Source organism: Pedobacter sp. AC402 (assembly GCF_979252805.1).
In genome coordinates, this window is record NZ_CEEDAI010000010.1 from 204,095 (window position 1) to 220,181 (window position 16,087).

Below are 16,087 nucleotides of genomic sequence, written 5' to 3' on the forward strand. Positions count from 1 at the left end.
TCGTTTGTAACGAGGATGCACGAAAATGGCGATTGTATCACTTAAAACAATTAAACTTCATTATATGAACAAATACTTATTAATCAATAAGTTATTATATGTAAAGTAAGATCCTGAAACAAGTTCAGGAAGACGATCGCATAAAAAGTAATCGTCCTTGTTTGTAACGAGGATGCATGAAAATGGCGATTCTATCGCCTTCAGCAAATAAACTTCATTATTTATACAAATACTTAATAATAAATAAGTTATTTCATGTGAATTAAGATCCTGAAACAAGTTCAGGAGAACGATCGCAGGGAAGGAAGATCAAAGGCCATGACTATCAAAGGCGAGGACTATCGCAGCGGATGACGATCAAAAGGTAGAACGATCGCAGGGAATACAATCAATAATGAGATATGTAATATAAAAGCCGATAATCGTTTAATTATCGGCTTTTTTTATCGAACATCGTCAAAACTATTTATAAAAAACCTCGTTCCAATGCAATTCATTCCTGAATTGATTGATCTTGGTATCAGCACCAATATTTACATATTCTAAACCAGCAATATTGGCAAAATCCAATAAATGTTCAGTAGTTAAATTCTGACTATAAGCAGTATGATGTGCACCACCAGCATAAATCCATGCGGCACAACCGGTTTTCATATCAGGGAGTGGTTTCCACAATACACGGGCTACCGGTAAGTTTGGTAAATCATGTTCAGCCTCAACAGCTTTTACTTCATTTACCAATAAACGGAAACGGTTGCCCATATCAATTAAAGATGCGTTTAATGCATCGCCACCAGCAACATTAAAAACTAAACGTGCAGGATCTGCTTTGCCTCCAATACCCAATGGATGTACCTCTAAACTGGCTTTTCCACTCGCCAATGAAGCATCAACCTCAAGCATATGCGAACCTAAAACCATCGAATTTGCCGGATCGAAATGATAGGTATAATCTTCCATAAATGCATTGCCGCCTGCTAAACCAGCGCCCATTACTTTACAGGCACGTACCAAAGCGGCCGTTTTCCAATCGCCTTCACCCGCAAAACCATAACCATCGGCCATTAAACGCTGTGCTGCAATCCCAGGTAATTGAATCATACCATGCAAATCTTCAAAAGTATCAGAGAAGCCTTTAAAGCCTCCATCTGTCAAGAATTTTCTTAAACCCAATTCAATTTTCGCGGCCTCGTATACAGATGAATGTCTGGCACCGCCAACTTTTAAATCGTCGGCCATTTCGTAAGTAGCTTCATATTCTTTCAATAATGTTTGAATCGAATCTTCACTTATTCCATTAATTACCGCTACTAAATCACCTATCCCATAAGTATTTACGGCAAAACCAAATTTCATTTCAGCTTCTACTTTATCGCCATCTGTAACGGCAACATAACGCATATTATCGCCAAAACGGGCAAATTTAGCCCCTTGCCAATCGTGCCAGCCAGCAGCGGCCCTGCACCAGGTATCAATCTGTTTAGCTACTTCTTCATCCTGCCAATGGCCTACAACCACTTTACGATCTTTACGCATCCGCGAAACCATAAAACCAAACTCACGGTCGCCATGCGCACTTTGGTTCAGGTTCATGAAATCCATATCAATGGTATTCCATGGAATATCACGGTTAAATTGCGTATGTAAGTGCAATAATGGTTTTTGCAAAACATTTAAACCCCTGATCCACATTTTAGCAGGAGAGAAGGTGTGCATCCAGGTAATTACGCCGATACAGTTTTCATCAATATTGGCTTGTTGCAAGGTTTCGAAAATCTCCTCTGTAGTTTTTACAATCGGTTTGTACACTACCGAAACAGAAATACTTCCATTCTGGTTTAACGAATCGGCCACTTGTTGTGCATGTTCTGCTACTTGTTTTAAGGTTTCTTCACCGTACAAATGTTGCGTACCTGTAATAAACCAAACTTGTAATTTTTTTAAATCAATCATTACTATTTATGTTATTTTTAATTTATTCTATTCATGTGGTCTGCATTTCCATAGACCATATATTTTATTTCAACCGCCGTGGTCTGTGTCCTCACTGACCACTTAGATTTTTTTGAAAAGCAACGATAATCCTGCTTTCCGTTTTATTCACCCACCTGCAGTTGGGTTCATGTCGTCACTCCAATCAGGTTTAGGTTACTTAGGTAAACTTTACTTTGTTAAACCCGACAGCAGCGGCAGCTCCCGATTCTTTATCGGAATTATAGCGAATGGCGGGGCTTTCGTTCCCCAAGCACTACTGTACCTGCTTTCCAAAACTTATTATGCAACGCTATTTCTGCACCCAAGACTAAAGACTTTAGACTCGTGACTAAAGACTACCTCAACGCTGTCCATAATAAGCACCATCACCATGTTTACGCTCGTAATGTTTCTCTATTAACGAATCTTTCAGCTTCGGTGCCTGCGGATTGATCTGTTCGGTTAACAAAGCCATTTGCGCTACAGTTTCCAAAACAGCACTATTGTAAACTGCTTTCTCAGCCGTTTTTCCCCAGGTAAAAGGAGCGTGGTTCCCTACCAAAATCATTTCTACTTCTTGATAACTTAAACCTAAACTTTCAAAATGGTTCATAATTTGGAAACCCGTTTCGTACTCGTAATTTCCTTTGATCATTTCATCAGCCATTGGCGGTGCACATGGAATATCAACTGTTAAATGGTCGGCATGGGTTGTTCCAAATATGGGAATTGCCCTTTGTGCCTGTGCCCATGCTGTACCGTAAGTAGAATGTGTATGCACAATTCCACCAATTTCTTCCCAATGTTTATATAAAACGGCATGGGTTTTAGTATCTGATGATGGGCGTAAACTTCCTTCAATGGTATTTCCGTCAAAATCTACAATGACCATTTTCTCTGGCGATAAATCCTCATAAGGTACACCACTAGGTTTAATGGCAAAAACACCTTTCGACCGATCTGCAGCACTCACGTTTCCGAAGGTAAAAAGTACCAAACCCAATTTTGGCAACTGCATATTGGCCTGGTAAGCCTGTTCTTTTATATCCTGATAGTTGCTCATGATAGATAAGGTTTTACATCCTTTTTATTGTATTTTTCCAGGTATCTGCCTAATCCCAAATATTGTTGGTAATGCTGGCGGTAAAGTTTCTGCTTTTTAATATTAGGCTTATATTCTTTCTCAAATCCAGTTCCCATGGCTGCCATTGCTGCTTCAATGTTTGGATACACACCGGCTGCTACCGCTGCAAACATCGCTGCACCTAAAGCACAGGTATGCTCAAAACGGTGAATTCTGATTGGCATTTCCAATACATCAGCCATCATTTGCATAATATAAGCCGATTTTTTAGCTACACCACCAATACCAATAATGCCTTTAACAGGCACACCTTGCTCTTTAAAACGATCTACAATGGCCTTGGCACCAAAACATGTTGCGGCAGCCAATGCACGAAAGAAACGTGGAGCGTCGGTTCCTAAACCCAAACCTGTAATTGCGCCTTTAAGTTCCTGGTTTGCATCTGGTGTTCTGCGGCCGTTTAACCAGTCTATTGCCAGCTCAGCATAATCGCCATCGGGTAAGGCAGCAGCTTCGGTACTTAACTTTGCAATTATTTTCCCTTCCAATTCTGCCTTTAATGCATGAGCAGTAGCTTCATCAATCACTTCAGATTCGGCAAGTAAATGATTTAGAGGCCAACTGATTAAATTCTTAAACCATGCATAAACATCACCAAAAGCAGATTGACCAGCTTCTAAACCAGCCATACCTGGTATTACAGATCCATTTACCTGCCCGCAGATACCATTGATTAATTTTCCGTGTAAATCCTGGTTCGGTGCCACCAGGATATCGCAGGTACTTGTACCCATTACCTTACTGAGGTAATAGGGCTCAATTTGTCCGCCAACAGCCCCCATATGTGCATCAAATGCACCAACGCCAACTATTACATCGGTACTTAAGCCGAGTTTTGTTGCCCATTCTTCGCTTAAGGTACCAGCAGCAATATCAGAAGTATAAGTATCGTTAAATAATTTTTCTCTAAATCCAGCTAAAAGTGGATCAAGGCTGCTAAAAAAATCTTCTGGAGGTAAACCGTTAAATTCTTCGGCCCATAAGGCTTTATGCCCAGCGGCACAACGGCTGCGTTTCATTTCCTTAATGTCGTTTCCACCACAAAGTAAAAATGGGATCCAGTCGCAATGTTCAACCCATGATGCTGCACCTTTTTTAATAGTAGAATCTATCCTTAAAATGTGTAATAATTTAGCCCAAAACCATTCAGACGAGTAAATTCCGCCCACGTATTTAAGGTAATTGGTGCTGAACTTTGTAGCGTGTTCATTAATCTCGGCTGCTTCTTTAACCGATGTATGATCTTTCCACAGCACAAACATAGCATTTGGATTTTCCTCAAAATCTTTAGTCAATGCAAGGGGAGTACCTGTTGCATCAACTGCCACAGGACTAGAACCTGTTGTATCAACTGAAATCCCTTTTACCAGGTGTGCAATTTCTGCTCCACCGGCTTTTTCAAGGCAATCTTTTATCGTGTGGGTTAAACCTTCAATATAATCTAAGGGGTGTTGGCGAAACTGATTTACAGCGGGCTTACAATATAAACCTTTCTGCCATCGTGGATAAAGGAAAACAGATGAGGCAATCTCTTTTCCGTTTGCGGTATCGACTAGAACAGACCGGACAGAATCCGTCCCGTAATCTACTCCAATTACATAATTTGCTGTGCTCATAACAATAAATAAATGTCTAATTAACGTTTATTTATTTGAATTAAAAAATTTAATTGATTTTTTAATCCGAAAGCTTGATTGTAAATGAATATAGCATATATAAGTTTGATTTAGATATTCATCATTATATAGTATGGATGTGTTTTTTCGGGAAGAATGTAACCAAGTTTGCTGATCCCAAATAATTATATAATTCTTAGCAGTGAATGGAATTTTGCGAAGTAAATCATAGCCCAAATAATCGCCATAGAGAAAGATGCGGCACTAAAATATTCCGTGCCGAACCTTAATATGTACTAACTTAATTTGCGCTCACCTTTATAGAAGAAATATTGTCATCAAAGTTTTCATCTGATAAGCAAGTGTTATCGGCAGTAAGTGTTATTGATGGCCCTGTAAAATTGTCGCCCTGATAAAGCTGTATTTTAATACCCGAAGGAACAGAAATAGAAGATATGGCATCGTTTGTTACACCAAAAGCAGCCAACTGTGCTGTGGTATAATTTCCTATCGGGAGTTGTTTTGCCCAGCCTTTATACTGGCATTCTTGAAATATGGATGCTTTTCTGGTTTTGTAAACCCTTACCCAGTCAATATCCATAAAATCAGGATAGGTTCCTGTAAAACGATCTCCACCAAATCCGGTAATTTCCTGACTAAAAATAAGGTATTCGCTCGTATGAGATATAGCAGTACTGGTGCGCCATCTTTCCACGCCATCTACATAAAATATATAAGCCGAAGATGTCCATTCCACACCAAAAGTATGAAAGCCATATTGAAGTCCGCTTATGGTTTCCAATGATCCAATAGTTTGATGATCAGCACCATAACCATTCCAATGTAGGTTGTGGCGGGCAATATTAGCTCCATTAGCCATATGGTGCTCAAAAACATCAATTTCAGTTCCAGAAACACCTGGATCATTTGTATTACCATAGGTGGGTGATTGTATCCAGAAAGAACAATGCGGACCAACTGTTCGATTTACAAGTACACGGCATTCAAAATAACCGTATTTCTGTAAAAACGAGTTCTGAGTCGAAATCTGACTAGCGGTAAAGCTATCACCGTTTCTTTTTGCCGCTAACCTTAAAATGCCTGCTCCGCTTACTGCATACGATACATTTGAACGCAGAATGGTTGCATATCCTCTAACCGTATTTTCGGCCCTGTAGTTCCAGCGGGCATTAAGTGGACCAACGCCGTCAAAATTATCTTCCAATGTTAACGTGTAATCATCAAGGTTAACGGAGCTGGCAGTCAGTTCGGTTTTTGCCTTTGCCGAAATCTTTTCTGTGGTTGAAATGGTTTTTTCCTGATTGCTCTTTTTACAACCGAACAAGCATGCTCTCCGATAAGGAGTGTAGATAGAAATTTTTTCATATTGGTAATTGATTTATAAGTGGTTATCCAAATCTACCGAACATGAAATTTATAGTAGGGGTAATATTATAAATGAATAGGGGGATTATTCTAAATAATAACTTTTATTTTATGCTCATCCATTTTAAGAAACAATTGAAAAAATCGTGTTGGAAATTCTCAATTGTACACTTAAATACAAGCTGCTTTTTTCCGTATCGAATAAGAAATGAATACTATGACTTATGATAGGGAAAAAAAAACTGTTTTTAAAACAAAATGAAGATCAATTGATCTTCATTTTTCTATAATCCAGCCAGGATTTGCACCTAGTGTGGGGGGCGCTTAAAATGGACAAACAACTGATGCTAAACAATTTAAGCTTCCCTTAATAGCCAACCAATATTCGAATTTTTTGAGATAGGTGAGGACCCACTATCCCAAAATTAAAATATAAAACAGAATAAGGTATTGGCATATGCTAATAATTCTTGAATCTTTTAATTGCTTCGGTAGAAACAGGAGTGAAAAAATTTACGAGGTTACCGTCCGGGTCACGTAACAATAGGGATTTATTTCCCAGGGCATTATTGTAGGCATTTGCACAATGTAAGGTTGAAGAAAGTCGGCTAGCCTATGATATTCACTATCTACATCCTCAACCATAAATTCTATGATTGCCGTTCTATTTTGGGCAGCTTTTGCAACTTCCTCACCTCCAAAAAACTGTAAGGTTCTTGTACTTCCTATCGCAAGTGTTGCTGCCTTGGTTTTTATCTCTGCAAAATCATCAGTGTGTTGTAATACCGGCATCTTTGTCAATCGCTCATAAAAGTTAACTAGCAATTTGACGTCTTCAGTAATAATTCTAATCGAAATTAAATTCATAATCCTAATTTTTGTGTAATCGTGTATTGGCCTTCGCCGTTACAAAGATAAATTAGGGTTAAGACAACAGTGTGTCAGGGGTATGAAACTTTTTTTTCTTTTCTTCTAAATACTCCGCCAGGGTTAGTTTGTGTGGTTGAAAACTCGAATCAAGCTTTTTAATTTTTTGAATTCCCTCTAGGCTAAACATTCTAAAATCTTTTCTCAACCTACAAAAAGCAATCAACAGCCAACTTTCTTTTAGGCTGAAATACAGCGCAAATGGCTCAATTTCGCGTTGAGTAAGCTCCCCTTTAAGATTTGACCGGTATGTGATTTCGAGCAGATTAAAAGAGGTGAGCGCATTTTGAACCATTGTCAGTGAATTACTTTGATGATTATGAAAAATTGCTGGACTAATCGCTATTCTATCAGATAGCAATGTCACTTTTTCTTTTGTTAAATGTTGAAGTACAGATTTTATTTTGCTGATCGCTGCCCGGTATTCTCTGCTTAGTGAAGTGTCGGAACCTTTAAATAGAATCTGTTCAGCAGTGATTAAAGCACTGGCCTCATTTTCTGTGAACATTATTGGTGGAACCCTATATCCATCCATTAGGCTATAGCCTTTGCCCTCCACCTTATTAATGGGAATACCTGCTTGTTCCAACGCTTTTACATCACGATAAATAGTTCTGACACTTACATAAAACCTGTCGGCAAGCTCACTGGCGGTCAACAAGCGTTTGCTCTGCATTTGCGTGATAATTGCCGTAAGCCTTGATATTCGCTTGATATCAACATCCTTCATTTTTAAGGCTTTTAAGTGTAATTGGATTAAGATTTAACGCTTTAAAGATACATAAGACCGCATAGAAATTGATCATCAACATTACTTTATCAAAAAATGGTAGTTCTTTAATAATTGCTGTAATCATAGCTAAATGTTGTGGACGAAATTCAACATCCAATATTGGATTTCATTTATGATGTAACTTTCAGAGTTAGAACTCAGTGTTAGGATTTCTTCGATGGGATTGAAATTACTCTAAGATATGGCGAGAAAATTTGTTTTAAAAACAAAAGGAAGATCAAATTGATCTTCCTTTTTCTGTGATCCCGCTGGGATTCGAACCCAGGACCACTACATTAAAAGTGTAATGCTCTACCAGCTGAGCTACGGAATCTACTTTGATTAAAAACGTTATCCGTTTCCTTTAAAGTGGTGCAAATATAGGGTTATGGAGTGTTTCCTGCAAATAAAAAATCATCAAATGCGTTAGTGTATTGATTTATAGGCGAATTAATTATTTACCTTTTCTTTTTTAATTAGAATTGATATTTTTATGGCTCATAATTTAATACTATCCTATGCGTAGATCTCTTGCCGTCTTACTTTTTTTGCCGATGCTCACTATATTTTCCTGCCAATCCAATAAAGTTAAAGAAGAAGAACAGGCGAAGCACAAACAAGATTCATTAGCATCCTGCGAAAAAAATATGCCAAGCCGTTTTGGTGCAGTAAAAGATTCTTCGAGTTTTGCTTCGAATGAAGTTAGTCATGAAGGGATGGTTTTAATCCCTGCCGGAGAATTTGCCATGGGTGCATCGGATAAAGAGGGTAGAGATGATGAATATCCGCAACATCAGATAAAACTTGCTTCGTTTTGGATTGATGTAACTGAAGTAACCAATGCAAGTTTCAAAAAATTTGTTGATGCAACCGGATACAAAACCACTGCCGAACGCAAACCAGACTGGGAAGAAATGAAAAAACAGCTTCCTGAAGGCACGCCAAAACCACCAGATAGTGTTTTTGTTGCTGCATCTCTGGTTTTTTACCAACCAAAAAGCATTACTTCATTAAACGATGCTTCGCAATGGTGGCGCTGGGTAAAAGGTGCAGACTGGAAACATCCTCACGGACCTAAAAGTGATATTAAAGGAAAAGAAAATTATCCTGTAGTACATGTTTCTTGGGATGATGCGATGGCTTATTGCAAATGGTCTGGAAAACGTTTACCAACAGAAGCAGAGTGGGAATATGCAGCAAGAGGTGCTTTGAAAAACGAAAAGTATCCATGGGGAAATGAAGATATAGAAAAGGGTAAAGCGAAAGCCAATACCTGGCAAGGTAATTTCCCGGTTAAAAATACGGATTGGGACGGATACAATGGTTTAGCAGCTGTAAAACAGTTTAAATCGAATGGTTACGGATTATTTGATATGGCAGGTAATGTTTGGGAATGGTGCAGTGATTGGTATCGTCCTGATTATTACGGAACGCTTACCGGCTTAACCAACAATCCAAAAGGGCCAAAAGATAGCTACGATCCTATGGAGCCTACTATACCCAAAAGGGTTGTAAGGGGCGGTTCTTTTATGTGTAATGCCTCTTATTGTAAAGGATATCGTGTAACTTCAAGAATGAAAACCTCAGCAGATACCGGCCTTGAACATACTGGTTTCAGATGCGTAAGCACCAATTAAGTTTATTTATCAATCAAAGATGAAATCACGCAAACGTTTGCCCTACACATTATTTAATATTATTGTTTAGTTTGGTCGCTACAACTTAAACCGAACCAAATTTTATGCAACAAACAACAAAATCGGGTCAAGCACAGGGCCCTAAACCACTCCTAATTATTTGTGCCCTATTTTTTATTTTTGGCTTTGTAACCTGGGCAAATGGAACATTAATTCCTTTCTTTAAATTATCTTTTGGCTTATCAAACTTACAGGCATTTTTTGTAACGTTTGCTTCATATATGGCTTACTTTTTTTTGGCATTACCATCATCATGGATACTTAAAAAAGTGGGATTTAAAAATGGTATCGTGTTAGGCTTGGTAATTTTGGGTGTAGGTTCGCTTATTTTTATTCCGGCTGCACAAACCAGAACATTTGGTTTATTTTTAACAGGGATTTTTGTTCAGGGTGCTGCATTGGCCTTGCTTCAAACCGCTTCAAATCCATATTTAACAATTATTGGCCCCATAGAAAGTGCGGCAAAACGCATCAGCATAGCCGGTATCTGCAACAAATTTGCAGGAATGATTGTGCCTTTAATTATGGGAAGCCTGTTTTTGAAAAATGCATCTGAAGTAGAAAAGAAAATTAAGGCAGCTACCGGTGCTGTGCACGAGCACTTATTAAACGACGTTTTAGGCCGTGTAAACATGCCATATATTGTTTTAGCCATAGTTTTTTCGCTATTCGCCATTTTTATCAAATTTACTGATTTACCGGAAGTTGAGGTAGAAGAAGATATTGTTGACGAAAGTAAAGGAGCCATTGTTAAACACCAAAGCATATTTCAGTTTCCGCATTTATTTTTAGGCGCACTCTGTATTTTTGTATATGTAGGTGCTGAGGTTATGGCAGGTGATATTATTGGTATTTATGGTCGCGAATTGGGAATAAGTACCGAAATTAGTGGGAAATTAACCTCAATTACGCTATTTAGTATGTTAATTGGTTATATTGTTGGTATAATTACCATTCCAAAATACATTTCACAACAAAAAGCATTGAGGATCTGTGCAATATTAGGTATCATATTCACGGTATTATCTTTTGCGATTTCGAGCTGGTTCGCTGTAATTTTTGTGGCTTTATTAGGATTGGCGAATTCATTAATGTGGCCTGCGATTTTTCCACTCGGCATCAGCCATTTAGGTAAATTTACTAAAATCGGTTCAGCTATTATGGTAATGGGTATTGCCGGCGGTGCAATTATGCCGTTATTATATGCATTTCTAAATGAAAAACTTCATGTAAACTTCCAGTTGGCTTATTTGCTAACCGTATTGCCTTGTTATTTATATATCTTGTTTTTCGCCATAAAAGGACACAAAGCCGGATTGAATTTAAAATAAACCCAACCAAATAAATTATATGATTAAGCCCGGTCTCTAAAAAGATTGGGCTTTCTTTTGTCCTTAATTTTTCCTTATTTTGGCGATTATAAAGAAAATGTATCATTTGTAGCAATTCCATTCAAATTATGTCACGTCGAGCATGTCTAAATGCTGATAGGCATTTAAACAGGTCATTGATAGGGCGGGTGACAATTCTACCTTTATGATACATGCTCTAATCACAATACTCTTATCTCAAACCACAATAATGAATAAAGCTATTTTTCTCGATCGCGATGGCGTACTCAACCACGAAATATATGATTACATCTGCCGCGTAGAAGATTTCGAAATATTAAACTATCAGATACCAGTACTAAAAAAGCTATTCGATGAAGGTTATCTCCTCATTGTAATTACAAATCAGGGTGGTATCGCCTTAAAACGTTATACAGAACAGGAATTAGGGGTAATGCATCAAATGCTTAGAAATGCTTTTTTAGCAAAAGGGGCAGATATTGCAGCGTTTTATTACTGTCCACATCACCCAACAGTAGGCGGCGAATGCAAATGCAGAAAACCAGCTTCAGGTATGATTTTGGATGCAATTGAAATGTACGATATCGACCCTGCACAATCTATCATGATTGGCGATAAACCTAGAGATGTTGAAGCCGCAAACGGGGCAGGAGTGAAGGGAATTTTGATAGCGCCGGATGAGCATATTAGTTATGAAAAGATTAAGGAAGCTTTAAGCCGGGAATCTTTAGTTTAGTTTGGAGGTTAGGGCTTGGAGTTTGGAATAAGCAAACTGCCATATGATCTTAACTTCTTAATGAGTAACTGTGGTCAACTTATGATAAGATCCTGAAACAAGTTCAGGAAGACGCGTGAGGGCTTAGGATGAAATCACCAAATTGAGTAACGCGTTTAGAAAACATAATAAATTTCCGTGAATTCTGTGTTTCCGTGGCAAACGCAATAAAACACATTAAGTACCTGTCCAGTTACACTTTCTATAACACAAAAAAAGACCTAAGTTAAATACTAACTTAGGTCTTTTTTATACATTTGGAACTCAACATTCCAAACTAAAATCTCCAAACTTATTTACCAGCTGCTTTAGCATGGTCAGCTAAGAATGTAGCCAAACCGCTATCGGTTAATGGGTGTTTCAATAAACCAACTATCGCTGCTAATGGTGCAGTAATAACATCAGCTCCCAATTTAGCACAGTTTACAATGTGCAATGGTCCGCGGATTGATGCTGCTAAAATTTGAGTTTCGTAACCGTAATTATCAAAAATAGTTCTGATATCTTCGATTAAAACCAAACCATCACTCGAAATATCATCTAAACGACCTAAAAACGGAGAAACATAGGTAGCTCCAGCTTTTGCAGCCAATAAAGCCTGGCCTGCAGAGAAAATTAAAGTACAGTTGGTTTTAATTCCTTTAGATGAAAAATATTTAATGGCCTTCACACCATCTTTAATCATCGGAACTTTAACTACGATTTTTGGATTTAAAGCTGCTAAAGCTTCACCTTCCTTAACAATCTCATCGAAAGTTGTAGAAATTACTTCAGCACTAACGTTATCATCAACGATATCGCAGATGGCTTTATAATGATTGATTACATTTTCTTCGCCGGTAATACCTTCTTTAGCCATTAAGCTAGGATTAGTGGTTACTCCATCTAAAATGCCAAGATCTTGCGCTTCTTTGATTTGATCAAGATTTGCTGTGTCAATAAAAAATTTCATGCTTATAAATTCTTAAAATGATTACTAGGTTCTGTTACAAGAACCCCTGAAGAATTTAATATCCCCCCTTCAGGGGGTAAGGGGGTAAAAAGAAAGGGCAAGCACCTTCTATCGCACCGCTACAACCTTCTACCCTTGCTGTGTTCCCACCCTGGGGGAGTTCAAAGGGAGCTGGTCGTAAAAGACTTGCCCGGCCACAAAGGTAGAAAAAGAAGTTGTTTCCCGAAATGCATTTTTCTATTTTTTTTATCAAATGCGCTATCTTGTTGATTAGTAAATTAATAAAATTTAAATGTGTAATTTTAAAATGCATTAAAAATATGGATGCATAAGCAGACAGGTTCAATATTTTCATTTATAAATAGTTTGTTTATATGTAAATACTTAAATAAAACGTTTTAGGCTGATTTTTGCGTTTAAAATTGAATTTATTGTATAATCTTACCATTATTAATATGATAATTATATTGAGCTTATATTAGTATTATTTTAATTTTAAGACTTTAAATTACATAAGGGCTAAAATTTTTCTAAAAAAACATGTCAACTCTGTAATTTAAAGATTGTTTTTCGTATCTTAGTGTTTCCTATACACTAACAACTAACGAGCAAAGAATGGAACCAAACAGTGGATTGTACGATGCGCAATTTGAACACGATGCCTGCGGTATTGGGTTCGTTGCACATGTGAAAGGGCGAAAATCGCATCAAATCATCTCCGATGCACTTACTATTTTAGAAAATCTAGATCATAGAGGGGCATGTGGAGCAGAACCGAATACTGGCGATGGTGCTGGTATAATGATTCAGATTCCCCATGAATTTTTTTATGATGAATGTTTAAAAGCTGGCTTTAGCTTACCTGAAACCAATAATTATGGTGTAGGTATGTTATTTATGCCAAAGGATATCAGATCCAGAGAAGAGTGCAGAGAATTAATTTACCGTGCCGCCGAAAAACTTGGCCTTGAAATTTTAGGCTTCAGAAAAGTTGATGTTGATACAACAGATATCGGCAATATGGCACTTTCTGTAGAACCCGAAATTGAGCAGGTATTTATTGCCCGCCCTTATACAGTTGCTCCAGGAGCAGATTTTGAACGTAAACTTTATATTTTTAAAAACTACCTCATTAAGCTAATCGTCAATACCGTTCATGGCGGTAAAGATTTTTATATTGTTTCGCTTTCTGCGCAAACCATTATATATAAAGGTCAGCTTACTTCATTGCAGGTACGTACTTATTTTACCGATCTTTCCGATAAGCGAATGGTTTCTGCTTTAGGTTTGGTACATTCACGTTTTGCCACAAATACATTCCCTTCGTGGAGATTGGCCCAGCCATTCCGCTTTATTGCCCACAATGGTGAGATTAATACTTTACAAGGAAATTTAAACTGGTTCAGGGCTGGGGTTAAATCTTTTGCTTCGGCATATTTTACTCCGGAAGAACTTGATATGTTATTGCCAGTTATCGATGAAACCAACTCAGATTCAGGATGTTTAGATAACGTTATTGAATTGTTGCTTCATGCAGGCAGAACTTTACCACACGTACTAATGATGCTGGTTCCGGAAGCGTGGGATGGCAATGAAGACATGGATCCTGTTAAAAGGGCATTCTATGAGTTTCATGCTACTTTAATGGAACCATGGGATGGACCAGCGGCAATTGCATTTACAGATGGAAAATTAATTGGTGCTACTTTAGATCGTAACGGTCTGCGTCCATCGCGTTACGCCATCACCTCTGATGACCGTGTAATCATGGGTTCAGAAGCTGGTGCACTTGCGATAGATCAAAGTACAGTAATAGAAAAAGGCCGTTTAACGCCTGGCAAAATGTTCGTAGTAGACATGGAGCAGGGTAAGAATTATAAGCGATAACGAAATTAAACAACAGGTTTGTGGTAAAAGCCCATATGCTGACTGGATTAATCAGTACCAGATCCGTTTGGAAGAATTGCCTGAGCCACGTGTGATGTTTACCGGCTTATCAGAAGAATCTATCTTTAAATATCAACAGGTTTTTGGTTACAGCAGGGAAGACGTTGATCTTTTGCTTGAACCAATGGCTATAGAAGCCAAAAGCCAATCGGTTCAATGGGAACTGATACCCCTTTGGCCATTTTATCTAAACGTCCTCAGCATTTATCCTCATATTTTAAGCAGTTATTTGCACAGGTCACCAATCCGCCTATCGATCCTATCCGCGAGAAAGTGGTAATGAGTTTGGCAAGTTTTATGGGCAGTAACGGAAATCTTTTAGAAGAAAATCCATTACAATCGCACTGCGTAGCCATTAAACATCCAATTTTAACCAATCAGGAGCTTGAAAAATTGAGAAGTATTGATACCGGAGTTTTCCAGGCGAAAACTTTACAGACGTATTTTTGGGCTGATGGCAAAGCCAGGTGCAATGGCAAAAGCTTTAGATCGTTTGTGCCGTTACGCTGTTGATGCCGTGGAAGATGGTTTCCAGGTAATTGTATTAACAGATAGGGCAATGAATTTAGAACATGCTGCTATGCCATCATTATTGGCGGTTTCTGCAGTACACCACCATTTAATCCGTAAAGGATATCGTCGGGTGCTGTAGGTATTGTAATTGAAGCTATTGGCGACATCTGGGAGGTACACCATTTTGCTACTTTATTAGGTTTTGGTGTAACTGCAATTAACCCATATTTAGCATTAGAAACCATAAACGGTTTTCAAAAAGAATCTGGTTTGTCAGCAGAGCAATTAACAAAAAACTACATTTACGCCGTAAACAGTGGTTTGCTTAAAATCTTTTCTAAAATGGGTATTTCTACCCTGCAATCTTACCAGGGAGCGCAGATTTTTGAGATTTTAGGTTTAAATAAACAGGTGGTAAACACTTATTTCACTGGCGCAGTTTCCCGTATCGGTGGCTTAGGTCTGGATGAAATTGCTAAAGAAACATTAATCAAACACCACCGCAGTTTTGGTCCGCTGACTGAAACAGAGCATTTATTGCCTGCCGGAGGAGACTTATAAATTCCGTCGTAAAGGTGAGGCGCATTTGTTTAATCCGCAAACCATCCACTTGCTTCAAAATGCAACCCGCAAAAACGATTACAGTATCTTTAAACAATACTCCAAACTGGTTAATGAGCAAACGCAACAAGCTTATACCATCACGTGGGATTTGTTTGAATTCAACTATAGCCGTCCGTCGGTACCGCTAAACGAAGTTGAATCCACTGAATCAATTCTGAAAAGATTTGCAACAGGGGCTATGTCTTTCGGTTCAATCTCTCACGAGGCACACTCTACTTTAGCCATTGCAATGAACCGCATCGGCGGAAAGAGCAATACCGGTGAAGGTGGTTGAAGATGAAATGCGTTATACTAAATTGCCAAATGGCAACAGTATGCGAACAGCGATTAAACAGGTAGCATCAGCACGTTTTGGTGTAACCAGTTATTATTTAACCAACGCTGACGAGTTACAGATTAAAATGGCTC

16 protein-coding genes, 1 tRNA gene and 1 other RNA gene are annotated in these 16,087 nt (G+C 38.2%); 9 read left to right on the forward strand and 9 right to left on the reverse strand.

Annotated features, from left to right (window positions below; translation table 11 throughout):
- Positions 1-462: 462 nt before the first annotated feature.
- From araA to AC0IWE_RS18495, 7 genes are all read right to left on the reverse strand, one after another.
- Positions 463-1,953 (reverse strand): L-arabinose isomerase, encoded by a 1,491-nt coding sequence (gene araA / locus AC0IWE_RS18465; protein WP_471794220.1) that lies wholly within the window; start codon positions 1,951-1,953, stop codon positions 463-465.
- Positions 1,954-2,335: 382 nt separating this feature from the next.
- Positions 2,336-3,037, reverse strand: a complete 702-nt coding sequence (locus tag AC0IWE_RS18470) for an L-ribulose-5-phosphate 4-epimerase (RefSeq protein ID WP_471794221.1) — start codon at positions 3,035-3,037, stop codon at positions 2,336-2,338.
- Entirely contained in the window at positions 3,034-4,734 is a 1,701-nt protein-coding gene (locus AC0IWE_RS18475; RefSeq protein ID WP_471794222.1) for a ribulokinase, read from the reverse strand. The genes AC0IWE_RS18470 and AC0IWE_RS18475 overlap by 4 nt, the downstream gene beginning before the upstream one ends.
- A gap of 301 nt (positions 4,735-5,035) precedes the next feature.
- Positions 5,036-6,079 carry a family 16 glycosylhydrolase gene (locus tag AC0IWE_RS18480; RefSeq protein ID WP_471794223.1) on the reverse strand — a complete coding sequence of 348 codons (1,044 nt, stop codon included), beginning with the start codon at positions 6,077-6,079 and terminating at the stop codon, positions 5,036-5,038.
- A 554-nt stretch (positions 6,080-6,633) separates the two neighbouring features.
- On the reverse strand, positions 6,634-6,912 hold the full coding sequence (locus tag AC0IWE_RS18485) for a hypothetical protein (RefSeq protein WP_471794224.1): 279 nt from the start codon (positions 6,910-6,912) through the stop codon (positions 6,634-6,636).
- Positions 6,913-7,045: 133 nt separating this feature from the next.
- Positions 7,046-7,777 carry a helix-turn-helix transcriptional regulator gene (locus tag AC0IWE_RS18490; protein WP_471794225.1) on the reverse strand — a complete coding sequence of 244 codons (732 nt, stop codon included), beginning with the start codon at positions 7,775-7,777 and terminating at the stop codon, positions 7,046-7,048.
- A gap of 303 nt (positions 7,778-8,080) precedes the next feature.
- A tRNA-Lys gene (locus tag AC0IWE_RS18495) sits at positions 8,081-8,153 on the reverse strand.
- Positions 8,154-8,373: 220 nt separating this feature from the next.
- On the opposite strand from AC0IWE_RS18495, the gene AC0IWE_RS18500 reads away from it, so the two are divergent.
- From AC0IWE_RS18500 to AC0IWE_RS18510, 3 genes are all read left to right on the forward strand, one after another.
- The gene (locus AC0IWE_RS18500) at positions 8,374-9,456 is read left to right on the forward strand and encodes a formylglycine-generating enzyme family protein (protein ID WP_471794226.1); all 1,083 of its coding nucleotides are present in this window, start codon (positions 8,374-8,376) and stop codon (positions 9,454-9,456) included.
- A 104-nt stretch (positions 9,457-9,560) separates the two neighbouring features.
- Entirely contained in the window at positions 9,561-10,847 is a 1,287-nt protein-coding gene (locus AC0IWE_RS18505; RefSeq protein WP_463494791.1) for a sugar MFS transporter, read from the forward strand.
- 250 nt (positions 10,848-11,097) lie between these two features.
- Complete coding sequence (locus AC0IWE_RS18510) at positions 11,098-11,604, forward strand: D-glycero-alpha-D-manno-heptose-1,7-bisphosphate 7-phosphatase (protein WP_463494793.1); 507 nt, start codon at positions 11,098-11,100, stop codon at positions 11,602-11,604.
- Positions 11,605-11,935: 331 nt separating this feature from the next.
- Here the strand turns inward: AC0IWE_RS18510 and fsa are convergent, their stop codons facing one another.
- Positions 11,936-12,595 carry a fructose-6-phosphate aldolase gene (fsa, locus tag AC0IWE_RS18515; protein ID WP_010602758.1) on the reverse strand — a complete coding sequence of 220 codons (660 nt, stop codon included), beginning with the start codon at positions 12,593-12,595 and terminating at the stop codon, positions 11,936-11,938.
- Between the two features lie 92 nt (positions 12,596-12,687).
- Positions 12,688-12,787, reverse strand: an RNA gene (ffs, locus tag AC0IWE_RS18520) — signal recognition particle sRNA small type.
- A 423-nt stretch (positions 12,788-13,210) separates the two neighbouring features.
- Between ffs and AC0IWE_RS18525 the strand changes: the two genes are divergently transcribed.
- From AC0IWE_RS18525 to AC0IWE_RS18550, 6 genes are all read left to right on the forward strand, one after another.
- Positions 13,211-14,482, forward strand: a complete 1,272-nt coding sequence (locus AC0IWE_RS18525) for a hypothetical protein (protein ID WP_471794227.1) — start codon at positions 13,211-13,213, stop codon at positions 14,480-14,482.
- A 216-nt stretch (positions 14,483-14,698) separates the two neighbouring features.
- Entirely contained in the window at positions 14,699-15,055 is a 357-nt protein-coding gene (locus AC0IWE_RS18530) for a glutamate synthase central domain-containing protein (RefSeq protein ID WP_471794228.1), read from the forward strand.
- Positions 15,015-15,194, forward strand: a complete 180-nt coding sequence (locus AC0IWE_RS18535) for a glutamate synthase central domain-containing protein (protein ID WP_471794229.1) — start codon at positions 15,015-15,017, stop codon at positions 15,192-15,194. The genes AC0IWE_RS18530 and AC0IWE_RS18535 overlap by 41 nt, the downstream gene beginning before the upstream one ends.
- Before the next feature lie 26 nt (positions 15,195-15,220).
- Complete coding sequence (locus AC0IWE_RS18540; RefSeq protein WP_471794237.1) at positions 15,221-15,616, forward strand: glutamate synthase central domain-containing protein; 396 nt, start codon at positions 15,221-15,223, stop codon at positions 15,614-15,616.
- A gap of 25 nt (positions 15,617-15,641) precedes the next feature.
- Positions 15,642-15,953 (forward strand): glutamate synthase-related protein, encoded by a 312-nt coding sequence (locus AC0IWE_RS18545; protein ID WP_471794230.1) that lies wholly within the window; start codon positions 15,642-15,644, stop codon positions 15,951-15,953.
- Positions 15,954-15,993: 40 nt separating this feature from the next.
- A partial coding sequence (locus AC0IWE_RS18550) for a glutamate synthase-related protein (protein WP_471794238.1) occupies positions 15,994-16,087 on the forward strand: 94 nt, incomplete at its 3' end.

What these genes read in the sequence shown, in the direction of transcription:
- AC0IWE_RS18500 (WP_471794226.1), top strand. Translation starts at nt 8,374, where the DNA reads ATGCTCACTATATTTTCCTGCCAATCCAATAAAGTTAAAGAAGAAGAA.
- AC0IWE_RS18490 (WP_471794225.1), bottom strand. Translation starts at nt 7,777, where the DNA reads ATGAAGGATGTTGATATCAAGCGAATATCAAGGCTTACGGCAATTATC.
- AC0IWE_RS18525 (WP_471794227.1), top strand. Translation starts at nt 13,211, where the DNA reads ATGGAACCAAACAGTGGATTGTACGATGCGCAATTTGAACACGATGCC.
- araA (WP_471794220.1), bottom strand. Translation starts at nt 1,953, where the DNA reads ATGATTGATTTAAAAAAATTACAAGTTTGGTTTATTACAGGTACGCAA.
- fsa (WP_010602758.1), bottom strand. Translation starts at nt 12,595, where the DNA reads ATGAAATTTTTTATTGACACAGCAAATCTTGATCAAATCAAAGAAGCG.
- AC0IWE_RS18470 (WP_471794221.1), bottom strand. Translation starts at nt 3,037, where the DNA reads ATGAGCAACTATCAGGATATAAAAGAACAGGCTTACCAGGCCAATATG.
- AC0IWE_RS18530 (WP_471794228.1), top strand. Translation starts at nt 14,699, where the DNA reads ATGGGAACTGATACCCCTTTGGCCATTTTATCTAAACGTCCTCAGCAT.
- AC0IWE_RS18535 (WP_471794229.1), top strand. Translation starts at nt 15,015, where the DNA reads ATGGCAAAAGCTTTAGATCGTTTGTGCCGTTACGCTGTTGATGCCGTG.
- AC0IWE_RS18505 (WP_463494791.1), top strand. Translation starts at nt 9,561, where the DNA reads ATGCAACAAACAACAAAATCGGGTCAAGCACAGGGCCCTAAACCACTC.
- AC0IWE_RS18485 (WP_471794224.1), bottom strand. Translation starts at nt 6,912, where the DNA reads ATGCCGGTATTACAACACACTGATGATTTTGCAGAGATAAAAACCAAG.
- AC0IWE_RS18475 (WP_471794222.1), bottom strand. Translation starts at nt 4,734, where the DNA reads ATGAGCACAGCAAATTATGTAATTGGAGTAGATTACGGGACGGATTCT.
- AC0IWE_RS18510 (WP_463494793.1), top strand. Translation starts at nt 11,098, where the DNA reads ATGAATAAAGCTATTTTTCTCGATCGCGATGGCGTACTCAACCACGAA.